At 62.9% G+C, this 16,341-nt stretch carries 16 protein-coding genes; 4 read left to right on the top strand and 12 right to left on the bottom strand.

Annotated elements, in window-relative coordinates; translation table 11 throughout:
- The first annotated feature begins 19 nt into the window (after positions 1 to 19).
- Complete coding sequence (locus BJG92_RS06235; protein ID WP_269461781.1) at positions 20 to 118, top strand: ATP-binding protein; 99 nt, start codon at positions 20 to 22, stop codon at positions 116 to 118.
- Positions 119 to 203: 85 nt separating this feature from the next.
- Positions 204 to 872 (top strand): hypothetical protein, encoded by a 669-nt coding sequence (locus BJG92_RS06230; RefSeq protein ID WP_232083159.1) that lies wholly within the window; start codon positions 204 to 206, stop codon positions 870 to 872.
- 698 nt (positions 873 to 1,570) lie between these two features.
- Here BJG92_RS06230 and BJG92_RS06225 read toward each other — a convergent pair.
- The 9 genes from BJG92_RS06225 to BJG92_RS06185 all read right to left on the bottom strand — a co-directional run bounded on the left by BJG92_RS06225 (position 1,571) and on the right by BJG92_RS06185 (position 11,674).
- Positions 1,571 to 2,050 carry a hypothetical protein gene (locus tag BJG92_RS06225; RefSeq protein WP_232083158.1) on the bottom strand — a complete coding sequence of 160 codons (480 nt, stop codon included), beginning with the start codon at positions 2,048 to 2,050 and terminating at the stop codon, positions 1,571 to 1,573.
- A 6-nt stretch (positions 2,051 to 2,056) separates the two neighbouring features.
- The gene (locus tag BJG92_RS06220) at positions 2,057 to 2,644 is read right to left on the bottom strand and encodes a hypothetical protein (RefSeq protein ID WP_232083157.1); all 588 of its coding nucleotides are present in this window, start codon (positions 2,642 to 2,644) and stop codon (positions 2,057 to 2,059) included.
- 40 nt (positions 2,645 to 2,684) lie between these two features.
- Positions 2,685 to 3,344, bottom strand: a complete 660-nt coding sequence (locus tag BJG92_RS06215; RefSeq protein ID WP_232083156.1) for a hypothetical protein — start codon at positions 3,342 to 3,344, stop codon at positions 2,685 to 2,687.
- Positions 3,345 to 3,350: 6 nt separating this feature from the next.
- A complete protein-coding gene (locus BJG92_RS18530) occupies positions 3,351 to 5,510 on the bottom strand; it encodes a site-specific integrase (protein WP_232083155.1) in 2,160 nt (719 codons plus the stop codon).
- 158 nt (positions 5,511 to 5,668) lie between these two features.
- Positions 5,669 to 6,883, bottom strand: a complete 1,215-nt coding sequence (locus BJG92_RS06205; RefSeq protein ID WP_269461777.1) for a site-specific integrase — start codon at positions 6,881 to 6,883, stop codon at positions 5,669 to 5,671.
- The gene (locus BJG92_RS06200; RefSeq protein WP_232083154.1) at positions 6,852 to 8,228 is read right to left on the bottom strand and encodes a ParB/RepB/Spo0J family partition protein; all 1,377 of its coding nucleotides are present in this window, start codon (positions 8,226 to 8,228) and stop codon (positions 6,852 to 6,854) included. The genes BJG92_RS06205 and BJG92_RS06200 overlap by 32 nt, the downstream gene beginning before the upstream one ends.
- Before the next feature lie 344 nt (positions 8,229 to 8,572).
- The gene (locus BJG92_RS06195; protein WP_232083153.1) at positions 8,573 to 9,001 is read right to left on the bottom strand and encodes a hypothetical protein; all 429 of its coding nucleotides are present in this window, start codon (positions 8,999 to 9,001) and stop codon (positions 8,573 to 8,575) included.
- A 333-nt stretch (positions 9,002 to 9,334) separates the two neighbouring features.
- Positions 9,335 to 10,198 carry a hypothetical protein gene (locus BJG92_RS06190; RefSeq protein WP_232083152.1) on the bottom strand — a complete coding sequence of 288 codons (864 nt, stop codon included), beginning with the start codon at positions 10,196 to 10,198 and terminating at the stop codon, positions 9,335 to 9,337.
- Positions 10,199 to 10,462: 264 nt separating this feature from the next.
- Complete coding sequence (locus tag BJG92_RS06185) at positions 10,463 to 11,674, bottom strand: IS110 family transposase (RefSeq protein WP_232083151.1); 1,212 nt, start codon at positions 11,672 to 11,674, stop codon at positions 10,463 to 10,465.
- Positions 11,675 to 12,068: 394 nt separating this feature from the next.
- Here BJG92_RS06185 and BJG92_RS06180 point away from each other — a divergent pair, with 394 nt between their 5' ends.
- Positions 12,069 to 12,314, top strand: coding sequence for a hypothetical protein (locus BJG92_RS06180; RefSeq protein WP_232083150.1), 246 nt, complete (start codon positions 12,069 to 12,071; stop codon positions 12,312 to 12,314).
- Positions 12,315 to 12,400: 86 nt separating this feature from the next.
- Here BJG92_RS06180 and BJG92_RS06175 read toward each other — a convergent pair whose 3' ends face one another.
- From BJG92_RS06175 to BJG92_RS06165, 3 genes are all read right to left on the bottom strand, one after another.
- Positions 12,401 to 12,550, bottom strand: a complete 150-nt coding sequence (locus BJG92_RS06175) for a hypothetical protein (protein ID WP_232083149.1) — start codon at positions 12,548 to 12,550, stop codon at positions 12,401 to 12,403.
- A 192-nt stretch (positions 12,551 to 12,742) separates the two neighbouring features.
- Positions 12,743 to 13,720: a DUF4192 family protein gene (locus BJG92_RS06170; RefSeq protein WP_232083148.1), complete on the bottom strand. Its 978-nt coding sequence runs from the start codon at positions 13,718 to 13,720 to the stop codon at positions 12,743 to 12,745.
- 1,099 nt (positions 13,721 to 14,819) lie between these two features.
- Entirely contained in the window at positions 14,820 to 15,422 is a 603-nt protein-coding gene (locus tag BJG92_RS06165; RefSeq protein WP_232083147.1) for a DNA-binding protein, read from the bottom strand.
- Positions 15,423 to 15,637: 215 nt separating this feature from the next.
- Here BJG92_RS06165 and BJG92_RS06160 point away from each other — a divergent pair, with 215 nt between their 5' ends.
- Positions 15,638 to 16,324: a helicase associated domain-containing protein gene (locus tag BJG92_RS06160; protein ID WP_232083146.1), complete on the top strand. Its 687-nt coding sequence runs from the start codon at positions 15,638 to 15,640 to the stop codon at positions 16,322 to 16,324.
- Positions 16,325 to 16,341: the final 17 nt, after the last annotated feature.

Here is a 16,341-nt window from a genome sequence, read left to right as displayed (position 1 = left end):
CCTGACCATCGCCTCGGCCATGATCGACCGGATCGTCCACCACGCCGACGTCATCAGCCTCAAAGGCAACAGCTACCGGCTCAAAAAACACCAACCCGCCGCCAGTACGGCACAATAGAACCACAACCCCGTGGCCCCGTTTTCAAATGGCACTAATGGCCCTATTTTCGGTTGGCGTTAACAAGGGGTCATACATTCTTCCAATGCTTGTGCCCCTAGACGCCCTTTCCATCAGGGGCAAAGACCCGTCCGGATATCAGCTATTTTCCTACGATCATGAGCCTGAACAGCGACGGGCCACACGGACCATGGCGCAAGCCCTCACCGCAGTACAACGGCTGGTAGTAGATCCCGCGAAAGAGCCCTCAGCTGGAACCATGGAGGACCTGATCACCGCCGGAGTAAGCCGGGAAATGGTTGCGGCCGTGCACGACATCGTCTCAGCTGAAGCCGTCTCCGTGTTCTCAGCCGAATTTTTGTGGGCTGCTGCTCTGGAGTCCAACTCGACGCTCCCCAAGTCTGTATCGATAGCCGCCGGGGCCGCGGATCTTCTAGGGCTAACGGCCAAAAAAATGCGCCCCTCCCCCAAGAAGCACACGGAATCTTTTACCGGACCCATCGTCCAACTCAGAGACGAAGAGTCCTTGACGTTCGGTGAAGTTAAAATCCAGACGGTCCGAAAGGGACGCAGTTGTGAAATAGCTGTGCTTCTCTCCGACGACAATCTCCGCAATTCCCATGAGTGGTTCAGCACAAAAGAAACCCTCGTAGTGGAGGGTGAGGTGACCTCCATCCCAGGCAAAGGACTGCATATCTCTTCCCCGGCACGAGTCCAGCCCTTGCGCGAAACGATGCTATTCAGCGCGGAGTAGCGCGACTTTCAGCCACTGTCCGAGGCAGAGGTAAGGGCCGACACATCATGTGCCGGCCCTTACCTGGTTTTCCCTCTGCAAAGGAAATCTGTGGTTCAGCCTAGCTGAATGGTTTGTGGTGCTGCCACGGCCGCGTACCGCGTTACTCCTGGTTTCGCGGGCGGATGGTTGGCTGGTTGCGTGGTCGCGCTTATTGGCGGTCCGTCGCTGGTGAGTGGCTGCTGTGGTTCGTACTGGGCGGCGGACCGCCCGACGTACGGCAGGTTCCGTGCCCTGCGAATGGTAGGGCCGGGCGGCTGCATTGGGGGATCAGCCACCCGGCTCGCTTTTCAGGTTACTCGGTGTCGGCGGTGTGCTTGTCGAGGATGATTTTCTCGACGGCGCTGGCGGTGTACCTTCTCCGGACTACTGGCCAGCGTCAACAGTTGGCAGGGTCTAACGAACGTCGCAGCGGGCCGGCTTCTTGTAGTTGCCTGTAAAAGTTGCAGACAGAGCGGACAGGTCTGGGTATGGGGACTCCGCAAGCAAGGGATATGCGTGAGAACCGAACCCCGAGTCAAGGCGGCGTACAGTATCTGCGGAGATCAGCTAATTATCACGAAGGAAGCCTCGTCGGCTGCGACGACAAAGAATCACCGCCCTGTTGATTAACGGGGCGGTGATTCGGTCGGAACGCGGTCAGCTTGCCTAGGGATCCGTCACTCTACGGTGTGGTCCTCTCGGTCATGACCGGGCCGCCCGTTCGTCGTACCGTTTGTGTTCCCCTTTTCAAAAATAAGGTCCGCCAATACTGCCGCGATCAATGCCAGATTGAAGGACGACGCTCCGCCTCCGACGAAGGCGATGACAAACAGGTTGGTCCGCGTGCTTTGAACCGGTACAAAGAAGACCGCAGCGATCACCGCCGCCAGCACAAAAACCGCCAGTACTGCAATCCGTGCCGGCCGTGTATCAATGGCTTTACGGTATATAGCGATTCCCGCCAGCCCGAACAGGACGGCGGCAATTTGCAGCTCCCAGGGAAAGCGCTTCGCGATCACAATGTTGGGCAGTCCGGATACATCGACGAGGTAGCCCTGGATCATGCCCTGAGTCTGGACTGTGGTGTAGCCGATGATGAACACGGCTGCCAGGGCAAGAACTATGCCCCAAACGATCTTTATCTTCTTCGCTGGCATCCCAGCCTACCTAAAGGCCAGGGGGATCTCGTTGAAGACGAATTTGGAGCTGCTGTTCTTCCGCTTGAGCTCCACCTGTTGCGGGACACGGGCGGACGCGGGATGGGCAATGATGTGAGATGCATCCCTGCCGGTCAGGCCGTCAGACGCGGTCAGGGCCTTCAGAGCGGTCGTGTCAACGTCTCCGGGGAGAAGAGTTGTTATTGAATCCGTCCCGCCATTCACCTGGACACCGACTGAAACTCCACCTTGAGCGAATTGTTCTTTAGTCGCGCACGATGATCCGCCGACGCCCGGTTCGCTCGTGAGCTGCATTATCACGCAGATCCGTTGCCCGGTATTGTCGAGTGCCACAGCGTACTTGCCTGCCTTGTTCTGAGCCAGAACTCGAACCGTGGAGTGATCTGCAGCGGCTTTCTCCGGGAGGGTGCGCGCAACAGCCGCGTCGGCGGAGGACTGCGGTTGGGACAGCGCCGGGACTAGCGTCGCCGTGTCCAGCGTCGTAATCGTTTCCGCCATGGACGGTGAGACGCCGATAGCTATGGCAGCTAATGGGAGACTTGCCACAATTATCGCTTTCGAAAGCCGTTTCATGATTTCTCTCCAAGCTGAGTCTTTGACATTTCCATGGCCATCAATCCCGGAACTGATCACAGTACATGGCCGGTTGGCCCGGGTTATAGTAGGTGGAGTTCCACCAGCACTGCTCGTAGACGTTGTAGCGGCGAGTGTCCCAGTGAGCGGTCCAGCCATCCGTTTTGCCTGAACCGCTTGATAGCCAATACCCCGTGCTGGCGTCAAACGTGGCAGTGTATTCGTAGTTGTTCTGACCGTAGCCGCCAGGATATATCCCGGCGTAGACTTGGCCGCCAGAGCCTGTTCCGGCGGCACTGGTCCAGTGCTGGTTCTGGAAACTGAACCCGCTAAAATAGCGATAGTTATAGGACGCTTCAGCCGCCGGCGCAAATAACATGGTGATGCCCAGCGCGGTTGCAGCCGAAATCACGGCCAGCCGGTGGCGTTTCAAACGACGTAGCATATTCTCGAATCCCCCAAGCTTCCAGACGGGAGTTTGCCCCAGCGCAAACCCGACATCCGTCGTGGTGAAATGACTCTCCATCAAATTGACGAACGTGTCAATGGCCGCATTCGCCAACCCACGAAACATGCGTAAATCTTGATTGTTGGAAACCTGACCGGGAGGCAGCGTAATCGCTGGCTGACACAGAAAATCGCCCTTTTCGTGATCATGGTGCCGAACTTCGCAAATGCACCAGGTGTGCTTGCGAACCAATGAAGCTCAATGTGAGGGGGACGGGAAATCGGGTATTCCCAAGGACACTTGGGTCCTCATCTGTGCGAGTTTGTTCCGGGCGCCGTTCAGGCTGATCTCGATGCCTTCGAGCTCCCCGAACCATCCGCGTTCTTCGGCTTCGACCTTGCGGTCCATCAGCGCCTCGACCAGTTCTTCCAGGCGGGGACGTTGTACAGGATCGGGGCGGAGCATGGGGCACCGGATGCAAGCGTGCTCGTGGATGCAGGGTGTCCCGTAGGCTCGTCCGCAGCTGCCCAGCTCGACCTTTCGCTTCTTGAAGTGGTCATGGAATTCCTGGATCTCAGCGTCACTGGGGTCAAGGTAATCATCGGGTGGCCGCAGTGCCCTGCGCCTATCGAGAAAGCTTCTGAAATGCCGGAGGGTATCCTCGTCGTGAATGGCCGCGTACCCCTGCGTTGTGGAGATGTTTTGATGGCCCATGAGCCTGGCAAGAATGTGTATGGGCAGCCCTGATGACAGGGCCGATGTGGCAAACAGTCTTCGGAAATCGTGTGGAGTGAATTTGTATTCGTCACCGTTCTCGTCTTTAAGGCCGGCTCTGTTGATCGCGTCGCGTATGGCCCCCCTGACCCAGCCGGGTGACATGGTTCGGCGTTCGCTTCCGGTTCGTAACTGGAACAGGTGAGGCAGTGGCGGGCTGTAGACGCGCTCGGCCCCGTCGTAGCGGACCGCCAGAGGAACGCGCCCGTCGGCGTTCGAAATTCGTCTCTTTACGAGCGCGAAGACGTGGGCGAGCTCCGGAGAGATGAGAAGTATCCGTTCCCTGTCGGTCTTTGAGGGAACGATCTGAACAAGGGGAAGCGCCTCGCCCGTTTCAGGGAGTCGATAGATGGAAAATGCGTGAGTGGTGATCTCCACAAGTTCCTCGATCCGCACCCCGGTCTCGTTCAATGTGTTGATCAGCGCCCAACTCCAGAAACAGTTGTCCTCGAGTTGAGTCAGATCCACCCGACGTTCAAAGCGCCCGCCAATGACCCAAATCCGACCAGAACCCCGCGGTGCATTGATCGTTCTCCGGCTCATCTCTTGACGGCGGTAAGTGATGCCTTGATGCTCGAATTCCTGCCCTTGATCCGCCGCTGTTCCTGCGGCCAAAAGTGCCTGAGCGTCGCGAAGCTCGTGAGCGGCGCTCGTCAGCAGCCTCGGCAGCAGCGGACTCAGATTCCGAATCCTTTGATGAATTCGGGCTTGGGTTCGCCGTTTGTGTTTGTTGGCCCCGGAGGTATCTTCACGCGTCAGAAAAGAAGGGGCCGCCCATTGGGCCCAGTAGGCGTCGTCGGTGGCCCACGAGGCGATGTCCAGGTATAGGCCCCTGACGATAAACAGAGTGCGGTGCTTGGTTGAAATTGATCCATGCATGAATCGGTTGAGCCAGGCCCGTCCTTCACCGAAGCTGATGTGCAGGCTGTCAGCTTCGGGGTTGTGGACTTCGATGTCGAGCCAAAAATTCTTGACCAGTTCGTAAACCATCCAGCGAATCGTCGAGTAGTCCACCGATGGTTCTCTGATCTTGAGGTAGCGCACCAGCATGTCCCGAACTGGTTGGCTCCGGATCCCGTAGGAATCAACCATTTCGGTGACAGAGGGCCGCTTGACCGCGACTGTTTGCAACAGTCCCGGTGTGGAGACGTCGAATATCCCGAGGTCTTTGAGCATGGACCAGACATAGGTAAGCCCATCGGGTTTCTGGCCCCGTCCGATCTGGTAATCCCGGTATCCAAGAAGATGCTCCGGGCGAAGTTCATGCACCGGCACGCCGGTATGAACCAGGACTTTCGTCACGACGTTGAGGCCATTATCGAAGTTCGAAGGCCTCACTTTCAGTGATACTCCGTGCTCGGTCATTCGAGCGAAGAACTCCGGATGCCTGTTCAGGCGGATACGGTGAAACCTGGGCCTGGCTTTTCCGAGCCAGGTGTAGCCCGGCCTGATCACGTCCAGCGCTATGAGGTCAGCAATTCCATTCGCCGATTCGAATGCTGCCCGGTTCAAGTAGATGCCCTGCCATGGGCTGCCGAGTCGGTCTTTCCAGTCGTGCCCAGGGTCTTGACAGCCGGCGTTTTGCCATCGTTGCTGCCACGTCTCTCCCTCGAATTCACTCAACGCCTGCAGAATGATGCTCACTCCGCGGACCGACACGGTATCGGCACCGTCGAGGCCTTTCGCGCGTTCAATGAGTTCCGGCTGGGGTGCCAAGGAAAGGCGCGGGACGGAGTCAAGTGAGTCGGCCGCCGGCTGAGCAGGGGGCGCGGAAATAGGCAGGGAGCGCACATAGTCTCGAACTATTGCCATGTGGTGCCTCCAAAGAGTTCCGTCATATCTGCGGGCGAATACGGTGACGGGTGCTCTGGTGAGGTCTCCGGATCGCGGTTCCCTGCGGCCCGCGAAACGAGATGCTGGTTGACCCGTTCGATGACTTCGTCATCGCGAAGCCTCAAATACGCCTCGGTCGTGGTGATGTGAACATGTCCGAGAACGGCCTGAATATCTGTCAGAGAGACGTTGGGATCTCGTGCCATACGGATGGCAGCGGTGTGGCGGAAGTCGTGGAGGGTCCAGTTTGCCCCCAAGACACCGTTCACCCGGCGAAGAATGCCCCGTGCAGCTTCGTAGTTCAGCGGCCGGTAAGGCTTACGCAGCGTCCACCATGCACTTGCTCCGAGCAGGGTGAGGTCCTCGGGGAGTGATTCCTGATACAACCGAAACCATCTGAACGCCTCATGCGATGCGGGAATCCGCTGGACAGCTCCGGAGCCTTTGCGCACCACGGAGATGCATTGCTGCCCGACATCGACCATGCCATTGGTCAACCCGACAAGCTCCGATGGCCGGGCTGCACTGGAGACATAGAAGGCGACCAAAGCCCTGTCCCTGTTTGTTCCGAGCTGGATAAACAGATCCTCGAAAGCCTTATCGGGGATGGAGCGGGGCGCCTGGACGGGGACCTTTTGCCGATAGTCAGCTCGAGGACCTTGTCGGTATTCGTTTTCAGGGTTGTGGTGGGCTCCGAAACGGCCGTCACGGCCGGCCCGCTCAGGCACCGGATTGCGTAAAGGCCCCGTCAACGATCTCCGGTGGAACTCATAGAACGCGCTGAGCACTGACAAGTTGTGATTGATGGTTCGTGGGGAATAGAGATCGCTCAGATAGGGCTTGCCTGAGACTTCGTTGACAGCTGGGCCCAGCCGACGCCGCACCGGCTTCTTCGACGCTTCACGCAGGGAGGCCACGAAATCCCGGACATCGTCGCGGGTCACCCGATTCCATTCCTTGCCAGAACCCCATAGAAAACGGAACCACCTCAGAAGGTCTCGTGCATAAGACTCCACACTGGACGAGCTCATCCCCCGGGCCCAGAAATCGTGCAGATACTGATCCACGCTCGGTATAGCACGGTCATCTGCACCCCACACTTGCCAGTACGGAGCGACCGGAATTTCCCGGACGCTCCCTTCAGGACGTACTTCATGGGAACTGCCTTGGCTCTGTGTACCCATACTGGTGACTCCAATGGTCCGAAGGTCGTCCGAAGCTATCGCTCTTAGTCCGGTCAACATATCCCCACGCGGTGAGCTGGTTCAGGTAGTGGAAGTGGCGCTTCTCGGCGGACCGCCATGAGTCTTTCTGGATGGTTTTCTCGTACCCGGCGCAGATCAGGGCGATGAGGGAGAACTCGGGCCGGGCGGTGGTTTTGGCGGTGTGGTCCCGCAACGGGTTCCAGCCCCACCGGTCGGTGTCCTCCCCGGTCTTGGCCCCGATCATCTCGGTGGCGACCTTGCCGTCGTAGCCGCTGGCGGTTTCGGGGTCATGGGTGATGGCGTGGACGGTGAAGTACTGCCACCCCTTCGGCGCGGTCTTCCGGGAAAGCAGGGTCTTCACGAACTCGCGCCTGACCTTCGTGGCGCTTTCCATCTCGCGGTTATTGGCGATCAGGGTCTTCCGCTCGGCTTTCTGTTCCTCGGTCATCGGGCCTTTCTGGGCCTGCGTGCCGCCGTCGTAGCGTTCGTACTTCGGGGTGAAGCCCAGGTCCTTCCAGCCGGTAATGACGGGCTGGGCTTTGTGCTGGCCCCGGTAGTCGGTGCTGATCAGGTAGGCGTTGGCGTCCTCGTCGGTGGCCGGTTCCCCGTCGGCCCGCTTCGCGGCCGAGACGTACAGGTTCTCTTCGTTCGCATAGTGCCCGGCGTCCTCCACGATGGTTTTGCCCGCCGCCTCGAGCTCGGCGACGAGCGCGGCGAGGGCTGCGGCGCGGTCGCGGCGGTCCCGGAGCATCTGCGCGACGTGCAGGAGCTGATCGGGTTCGTCCGCGATCACGGACTCCAACTCATCCGTGGCGTCCCGGTTCCCTTCAAATTCGGCCATGATGAGCGCTTCGTCGATGGTGTATCCCTTGCCCAGGGCGGCGGATCCGGCGTTCGAGGACTTGGCTTTCAGCGCCCCTTCCACCGTGGTCTTGGTCCGCCCGGTCTTCTTGGCGATCGCGGCGGCTGAGACGCCGATCAGGGACAGCTGGTGGTAGGCGTCGGCCTCGTCCGCTTCGGTCAGTTCGGCGCGCTGGATGTTCTCCACGACCTGCGTCACGATCCGTTCGGCCTCCTCGGGCGACTCGATGATCATCACCGGGATGCTGGCGCGTCCGGCTTCGACGGCGGCGCGGGTGCGGCGCTGTCCCATCAGGACGTGCACCACTCCGTCGTCCTTGCGGTGGGCGATGACGGGTTCCATCACGCCGTGCTCTTTGATGCTGGCAATGAAATCAGCGGTCAGCGCGGCGTCTTTGCGGACGTTGATGTCAACGGTCAGGGTGGCCGGGTCGAGCATTTCGAGGGTGGGTGTGGTGTTCATGGTGTTGCTCCTTTTGCAGAGGATTCCGGTGGGTGGGGCGGCCCTGGTGACCGGCCAGCGTCCCCTCTCCCCCCGTTGTTTTTTGGTTGCTGGCAAGCTCGCTTGCTCGGCGGCCGACGGAGCCCTGTCTACCCGCAGGGCAAGGGGCAGGAAATTCCCGGAGGAAATCAGCGACGAAGGAGCGCCGGAGGGACATTTCCTGCACCGCAGGCCCCGACGAAGGAGGGGCTAGACGGGGTGGAGCGGACGCCTAGAATCCGGAGGAATCTCAATGATGTTGTCAACAGATGGTGGCGTGCCGTGGGGTGTTCCGGCCGGTGGTGGCCGGAACACCTCAGGAGGTTTTAGTCCGTCCGGCCGGGGTAGGGCTTGCGGTCCTGGTCGGGCAGTTCGGCGGCTGTGGCGGGCAGGTTTTCGGGTCCGTCGGACTGGCCTGAGGTCCAGTGGAAGAACACCTCGGCGGTGATCGCTTCGAAGCAGGCGTCCTGGGACCGGAACCAGTGCGTGGAGGTGTCGCCCTCGACGCAGGTGCCGTAGCCGAACAGTTCCCCGTTCCCGTCGCGGGTGCGGGCGACGGCGAAGGTGATGTAGGGCCAGGCTCCCGCGTCCCATCCCTCGCTTCCCCAGTTCGGGAGCACGGACCAGGCGGTGCCCTCGAGGGTGTCCATCCAGTCGTACCCGTCCCCTGACCGGTCATCGGCGGGCAGGGCTGGGGCGGTGACCGGTTCCGCGGTGTCGGCCGTGATCGTGCGGGTCATGGTTTCTGTGCTCATGAGGTGATGCTCCGTTTCGCTCGGGGCGGGGCGGGTGCCTGACGTACCGGCTTCCCTCTCCCCCACCATGTTTTTTGCCTGCTGGCGGAGCATCGCGTAGCTGTGCCCGACGGAGCCGGGGCAACCCGAAAGGGCAAGCAGCGGATGGGTTGTGGGAGGAAATAAGCGCAGCGCCGACCCAAAGCATCCGGTGCGCTGCCGTCCGCAGGACGGTTGCAGCGGTGGAGCGGGCACGTAGGATCCAACGGACAGCAGCAAAAAAGGAAAAGAAAAATGCTTGTGCTGCCCGAGCGCAGCGAGGCCCGTTTCGTTCGCCTCGCGAGGCTTTGGTGTCTACAGTGCGGTGGCGTTGCCCGTCCATGTGGGCGGTTGGGATTCGTTGCTGTGCCACTCTGAGGGGGACGTGCCAGGACGCAGCACGTCGTTGAGCCAATAGGTCTCGTCAGGGTTCCAGCCCGCTAGAACCGTGCCGGCCTGACCGACGGGGAGGTATCTCCCGGCGGTCGTGAGATAGCCGGAAACGGTGAGGTGAACGCCGTCGTAGTCGGCGGCGACGGCCGACCAGTCAGGCATGAGCCAGGCCCCGTCCACCCCCGTTGTCCGCCACCAGTCATGGCGCTTCGCAAGGCTGACGTCCAGAGGGTAGCGGGCCACAAGGCCCGTCCACGCCGCCGGCTCTGAGATTTCGTAAATACGCGACCCTGGAGCCGGTTCGAGCGGCCAGACCATAGCGCGCTTCCATCCAAGGCTGTCTTCGACCAGCACCAGTTTCATGGCCCCCAGCCCGGCGACGCTCCTGGTAGTTGTCACCAGATCGAACAGGGCAGGCGTGGACCACCACCGTCCGCTCCAGAGAGCTGCGGGATCCCTTGGTCGGTCTGCTGCCTGACGTTCGTCGGCGAGAGTCGAGGCTTTCCATCGGGCGAGCTGTTCGGCGGCACCAATGAGGCTTGGAGGCTGCAGCCTGTGTTCATCTGTCCATTGCACGAAGCATTGCCGGTCCAAAGCCACCATGCTTGGGCGCAACCAGGCCGCCAGGGAACCTGACAGCGAAGTGGCAACGGGGCCGAGCGCCGTCAACACGGGGCGCTGCAGGAGCAACTCATCGGTCTCGTCGGGTTCCTGCCAATACCGGGCAGAATTAACCGCCTCCGCGAGTCCGGCCAGCAGCCCGGATCCTGCGGCAGATTCCGCCACCGCAATTGCATCAGGACTGCCGAGAGCGCGGGCTAGTTCATCCATAAGCCTCTGATCACCGGGGGCAATGGCGGCTCCAAATGCCAACGTCCAAATCTCCGGTCGGGCGGCCGTAAGAACGCCCAAGCAGAACCGCCGTCCTCGCGGACCAGTCAACAGGTCCTCAGCCATGGCCACACCCCCTGACCAGAGCATACAAGGCAGGCGCCAGCCCGGGCGTCGGGCGCCAGCGCTGAAAAGCCGATTCTCCGGACGCGCCCTTCGTCAGGCGGCCAGTGGCGGCGCCAACGTCGGCACGGGTACCGGCGTGTATATGGTGCCGTCGCGGAGCATGGCCCAGAGGACGTTGAGGCGGCGCCGGGCCAGGGAGAGCATGGCCTGGATGTGTGTCTTGCCTTCGGTGCGTTTTCGGTCGTAGTAGGTCCGGGAGGCGGGGCAGCTTTTCAGCGCCGATAGCCCGGAGAGGTAGAAGACGCGCAGCAGCCGGCGGTCATAGCGGCGGGGACGGTGGTGGTTGCCACTGATTCTCCCCGAGTCCCTGGGGGCCGGGGCGAGGCCGGCGACGCCTGCGAACCGGTCGGAGGACTGGAAGACGGTGAGGTCACCGCCGGTGGCGCCAAGGAACTCGGCGGCGAGGACGGGTCCGAACCCTGGCATGCTCAGGAGTACCTGGGTGTGCCGGTGTTCGGTGACTTTGTCGCTGATCAGCGCATCGAGTTCGGCCAGTTCCTTGTCCAGGGTGATGATTTCCTGTGCGAGGGCGGCAACGATCTGTTCCCCGAGGTGCTGGGCCGGAACGGTGGTGTGCTGGGATTTCGCGGCCTCGACTGCTGCCGTAGCGACGGCGGCCGATGAACGGGTACCGTGTTTCTTCAACCAGGCATGGAGTCTGGCCTGTCCGGTGCGGCGGATCCCGTCCGGGGTCCGGTGTCTGGTCAGCAGCAACAGCGCTCCTTTGGAGCGGCTGTAGTCAAAGGCGCGCTCCAGCGCGGGGAAGTATTCGAGCAGCTGGGCCTGGAGGCGGTTGATCGCCCGGACCCGGTCTGCGGATTTGTCGGCCCGGCGGGCGGTCAGGATCCGCAGCCCGGTGCTGATCTCATCCCCGGCCCGCAGGGGCTGGAGGTCTTTGCGCATCCGGGCCTGGTCGGCAATCACGGCAGCATCTTTGGCGTCCGTTTTGCCCTCGCCGCGGTAAAGCTTGGAGGCGTGGTGGACGATCCGTCCCGGGATGTAGAGGATGTTTTGGCCGTGGGCGACGAGGATGGCGATCAGCAGCGCGGGTCCGCCGTGGTTCAGGTCGGTCGCCCAGAGGACCTCGTCCCCGTCCGCGAGTTGGAGAACGGTGGCGATGAGCTCGAGCAGGGCGGGTTCGTCGTTGGGTATTTTCTGCGAGAGCCGACGGTTTCCGTCGGCGTCGATCACGACGCAGTGATGATGGGCTTTGCCGGCGTCGATACCGGCCCACAATTTCGCCAAAACAGCCTCCAGTCTGTTGATTGGGTGGAACCCAGCAGATAACCGCGCCGTCGTGTCCTTATCCGGCGATCATGTCGCGTCTCTCAATCAGCGGTCGGGTCATCGCGGAGAGTGCGGGCGGCCAATCCTTCGGAGCCGTCACGAGATGAATCGTCCGGCCACAGCAACAAAGCCATACCCGCCTCCCCTGGGTAGCCACGACCCTACAACGGCCACGGAACCACCCGTCAACAACATAAGGACAGCAACCAGAAAACGTCGAAGACGTGAGGAAGGGCCAGGGCGGGCCGGAGCTCTGCGACGGACAGCACTGGACCCAACAGCCGGCCGCGCCAGCGGACGCCCGAAGGGGTCCGAGCCCTGCGAGCATGCCCTTCCTGAGTAGGGTGAGGGCATGACTGAGCCGGTTCCGCGTGATAATCGCCCGGTCCGTGCGGGGCGCGGTGCCGTGCTGGATTCCCCGCGGGTCCTCCGGGTCCTGGCCGTGGTGTTCACAGTTGCCGCAGCGGGGGCGCTGGCGCTGGTCGTCGTCGATCTTGTGATTGCCCGGCCGGCTGCGGGCGATGTCTTCATCACCGCCCTGAATGCCCTGGCGGCGTTCCTGTTGTGGCGCAGGGTGTTGGCACAAACCCGGGCATGAGGAAAGGCCGGCACCGAAGTGCCGGCCTTTCCGGGTTTTCCCTCTGCAAAGGAAATTTGGGTGGGCAGCGTCTCGCTGCCTGGTGGTTAGAGGTTGGGGTGTTCCTGGGCCCAGCCGATGTTCGCGGGCCCGGTTGGTTCGCCGGCAGTGAGCAGACGAAGTTCGATGACGTCCTCAGCCAGGCTCGGCTCGGCGTCCGGTTTGTCGTCGTCGGTCAGGATGTAATCGGTTCCCATGCTCACGCTTCCTGGTCGGTGCAGTGTTCCTGGGGTTCACTGTAGCCGTGGTTTCTACACGCCAGCTGTGTTCCGGGCTGCGCCCGCGCGAGCGTCAGGCGGCCGGCGGAGCGAAGCGGGGGAGGCCGCCCCGCCACCGGCAAAAAGGGCCGGGCCGGGATCTCATGGTGATCCCGGCCCGGCCCTGTCCGTTTAGTTGTTGTGGCGCTGATAGGAGGTTTCCGGGTCGCGGGCCACCTCTGCGACTGAGCCGCGGTTGATCAGTTCCAGCAGCAGCCCTGCCAGCCGGAACCCGGGGGCGTCCGTGTCCGCGTGCTTGAGGTACCGGCCCGCCTGGGTGCCGTTGCCTTTGAGCCATTCCAGCCACCCCATCAGGGTCAGCATCGGTGCGCGCTGGCCTGCCGGGACTGCCTTCATCAGCTCGAACGCGATCACCTGGGCCCGGTCCACCCGGTTCCAGTCCGGGGCTCCGGTGAAGGTCCCGAGGATGACGTCGGCGAAGTTACCGTTCTGGGTGGTGATGGTCTCGCGGAACAGGAAGTCCCGGACCATCTTGTGCTGGAACGCTCCCGCGATGCTCCGGGCCGTGTCGTTGTCCGGGATCCCGGTGCTGTCCAGCACCGCCGCCCACGCCGCGCGTGCAGCCTCAATGTCCGCCTCGGTGCCCTCGGGTGCCTGTACCGGCATGGCCCAGGTGCCCAGCAGGGCGGGGTTGTAGACGTCGATGTCCGTGGCGCTGCCGAAGAAGGTGAACGTCGCGTTGGCTTCGCTGTCGGTGATCTCCTCCAGCGGGTGCTCCTCGTCCGTGCCGAACTCCGTCCAGTGAGTGGAAGTAACGAGCCAGACGTTCCGCACGGGCATCCGGGCTGCGGCCAGCTCGGACACCAGCGCGGCGACGTGCGCGGCGTAGGGGTAGCTGTCCTGGTTCTCGTCGGTGTAGACGACGACGTAGGACGCAGTGGCCTTGTCATCGTTGGCGGCGTGGCTGGTCAGCGTCTGCGCGTAGTTGACCGGCTCGACGTGTTCGGGTGCGTCCACGCGCAGGGTAGCGCCGAGGGCACCGGCTTGGGCGGTGAGGACCACGAACGATTCCGAGGGCGTGATTCCCAGCAGGTGCGGGATGGTCGCCAGCAGGTCAGCGGGACCGGTGAGGTTGATCTTTTCAATCATGGTGTTGCTCCTTTTGCAGAGGATTCCGGTGGGTGGGGCGGTTCAGGTGACCGGCCAGCTTCCCCTTTCCCCCCGTTGTTTTTTGGTTGCTGGCAAGCTTGCTTGCTCGGCGGCCGACGGAGCCCTGTCTACCCGCAGGGCAAGGGGCGGGAAATTCCTGGAGGAAATCAGCGACGCAGGAGCGCCGGAGGGACATTTCCTGCCCCGCAGGCCCCGGTGGAGCTTGCGGAACCGGGGCTAGACGGGGTGGAGCGGACGCCTAGAATCCGGAGGACAGCAACCAAAAGACGTCGTAGACAAGACAGGGCCAGGGCGGGCCGGAGCGCTGCGACGGACAGCGCTGGACCCAACAGCCGGCCGCGCCAGCGGACGCCCGGTAACTGGTTGGAGCGCAGTGGAAATCAGGGCCCTTGATATGGTGGGCCGGCCTTTGCCGGTTGCAGAGACTAGTGAACAGACGGGGGCTTCGATGGTTGAGAGATTGTGGTCTTATTGGCCTGTAGGGCTCTGGGTGCCCGGCGTTATGGTCATCGTGTACCTCGTTTTCCGCAAAGCGGATCTGCGTCGGGTCTTCGTCATATCTTTGCTGGGTTGTGCCGTGATTTACGCCCTGTCCTGGTGGGCCTATGCCGCTCAGTCGGATCTACCCGTCAGGACAGAAGGCACAGCCCTCGGAACCCGGACGACCGATGCCAACTTCAGCCTGTCTGCGTTGTTCGGACTGCTGTTCAGCTTCTACGGCTTCATCGGAACGGCTGCCATCTGGGCTGTCCACGAGGTGGTCCGCCGGGTTGCCCGACGACGGACGTCCATGTCTGCCCGGAAGCCTCAAGATCGAGGAGAGAAAAGTACTGGCCCGACTCGGTCGGGCCGGAACTAGGTGTGGCTGCAGCCAGCCCATACGCCCCGGGAAAAGTGCCAACGCCGTCAGATCCGCTTCCATTCTCCGTGTTGGGCCGAACCGCGGAACGGGTGGTGACCATGCCCGCATCATCAGAGCATGGCCAGCCGGGTTCTTGATCGCCGGTGGCCCCCGGGTCTCGGACGGTCCGGCAGCCAGGCGGGGCCCTCCCGCGCAGCTCAACGCCGGAGGGTTCCGCTACTGGCTTGCTCGGCCCTGGCCGTTCCTATCCGGGGTTTCGGGCACGATGCGCTGCAGGAGCGCGTCGTGGGCCTTTTGCAGGGTCTCGGCCCGGGCCTCGGCCGCGGCCACCCTGGCCGCCGCGTCGGCTGCGGTGTTGCTGGCCTGCTGCTCGGCCGCGCGTGCCTGCTCCAGCTGCGCCTGAATCGCCGCGGCCTGGGTATCCAGTGCGGTGACCCGGGCGGTGAGTTCGGTGACGGCGGCCTCTTTCTCGGCCGTGACCTTGTCCAGGTCAGCGACGAGTTCGGAGATCTCCACGCCCAGATCCTTCTTCTCCTGCGCCCAGACCGCTTCCGCAGCGGCGTGCCGCTCATCCGCCACAGTGGACGCTTCGGCCCAGCAGGCCCCGGCCAGACGCGCGGCCTGTTCCAGCACCGCTGCCGGCGTCGCGGCGAGCCGGCCTCCCGCGGCCTGCTTCTCCTCCACCCACTCCTTCAGGTAACGGGTGGCGTCGGCGTTGCTCACACCCGCCGCCGCCCGCACCGTCGAGACGGTAGGCCGGCGCTCGGCACTGATCTGCTCCGCAGCAGCAAACACACGGTCTTTCACACTCAACGCCACGGCGACAACCTCAAGAATAGTAGGAGTAGTAGTAACAAAACTACTACTCCTACTACTTTATGGCAATACCGCCGCCGAATGCCCATGGCCCGGCGGCCCTCCCCGCTCCCCGCCAGGAGCCCCGGGGGGCGGCGGGCGCCCGGCTGCGCCGCGGCGGTGGCCGGCCACGTCACCGGCCTGCCTGGCGGGGTGGTCGTGGCAGGATGGGCCCCATCATGGACAGGCGGGTACGGCGCGCTCCGGACGCGGAATGGGTGTTGATGTACCGGCTCGGACTGAGCCGGGCCCGCATCGCTGAGCTCGTGCGTGCCGAACCGGCCACCGTCGGGTATCACCTGGTCATCGCCCGACGCCAGGACCCGGGACTCGAACCCGCGCACGAGGCCGCCACGGTCACCAGGGCCGGCCCCTCCCCCACAGCCCTTGCCCGCATGGAGGAGATCATCACCTGGATCACCGGCGAGGGCCGGCTCCCCCGCGACCGCTCCGAGGATAAGGGTGAACGGTCGATGGCGCGGTGGCTCTCGGAGCGTCGGCGCGAAGCGGCCGACGCCACCTTGGACCCGGTCTACCGTGACGGCCTCTCCCGGGTCCCCGGGTGGGAAGGGAACCCGAGGGCAGCCGCGGACGAGGCCCGGTGGCATGACCGATTCGCCCAGCTGGTGGACTTCCGCGCCGAGGGCAACGACTGGCCCCGCCACCACGACTACGCCTCAGAGCAGGAACATGCTCTTGGGGTGTGGATCCACACCCAGCGCTATAAACACCGCCGTGGCGACCTCGACCCTGTGAGGGTCAGGCTCCTGGACGACGCGGTACCCGGGTGGCGCACCGGGCGGACTGGGCTGCCGCGGAGATTTCGGACAGTGGGCCCTCTTAAAATGAGGGTCTACCGAAAGTAGAGATCAGCATGACCGCA

It is taken from the genome of Arthrobacter sp. SO5, assembly GCF_020532805.1.
Lineage (GTDB): Bacteria > Actinomycetota > Actinomycetes > Actinomycetales > Micrococcaceae > Arthrobacter.
The sequence above is the reverse complement of the archived record's forward strand: the minus strand, read 5'-3'. Positions and strand labels throughout refer to the sequence as shown.

What these genes read in the sequence shown, in the direction of transcription:
- BJG92_RS06220 (WP_232083157.1), bottom strand. Translation starts at nt 2,644, where the DNA reads ATGAAACGGCTTTCGAAAGCGATAATTGTGGCAAGTCTCCCATTAGCT.
- BJG92_RS06160 (WP_232083146.1), top strand. Translation starts at nt 15,638, where the DNA reads ATGGACAGGCGGGTACGGCGCGCTCCGGACGCGGAATGGGTGTTGATG.
- BJG92_RS06230 (WP_232083159.1), top strand. Translation starts at nt 204, where the DNA reads ATGCTTGTGCCCCTAGACGCCCTTTCCATCAGGGGCAAAGACCCGTCC.
- BJG92_RS06175 (WP_232083149.1), bottom strand. Translation starts at nt 12,550, where the DNA reads ATGGGAACCGATTACATCCTGACCGACGACGACAAACCGGACGCCGAG.
- BJG92_RS06200 (WP_232083154.1), bottom strand. Translation starts at nt 8,228, where the DNA reads ATGAACACCACACCCACCCTCGAAATGCTCGACCCGGCCACCCTGACC.
- BJG92_RS06225 (WP_232083158.1), bottom strand. Translation starts at nt 2,050, where the DNA reads ATGCCAGCGAAGAAGATAAAGATCGTTTGGGGCATAGTTCTTGCCCTG.
- BJG92_RS06205 (WP_269461777.1), bottom strand. Translation starts at nt 6,883, where the DNA reads ATGGGTACACAGAGCCAAGGCAGTTCCCATGAAGTACGTCCTGAAGGG.
- BJG92_RS06235 (WP_269461781.1), top strand. Translation starts at nt 20, where the DNA reads ATGATCGACCGGATCGTCCACCACGCCGACGTCATCAGCCTCAAAGGC.
- BJG92_RS06180 (WP_232083150.1), top strand. Translation starts at nt 12,069, where the DNA reads ATGACTGAGCCGGTTCCGCGTGATAATCGCCCGGTCCGTGCGGGGCGC.
- BJG92_RS06170 (WP_232083148.1), bottom strand. Translation starts at nt 13,720, where the DNA reads ATGATTGAAAAGATCAACCTCACCGGTCCCGCTGACCTGCTGGCGACC.
- BJG92_RS06195 (WP_232083153.1), bottom strand. Translation starts at nt 9,001, where the DNA reads ATGAGCACAGAAACCATGACCCGCACGATCACGGCCGACACCGCGGAA.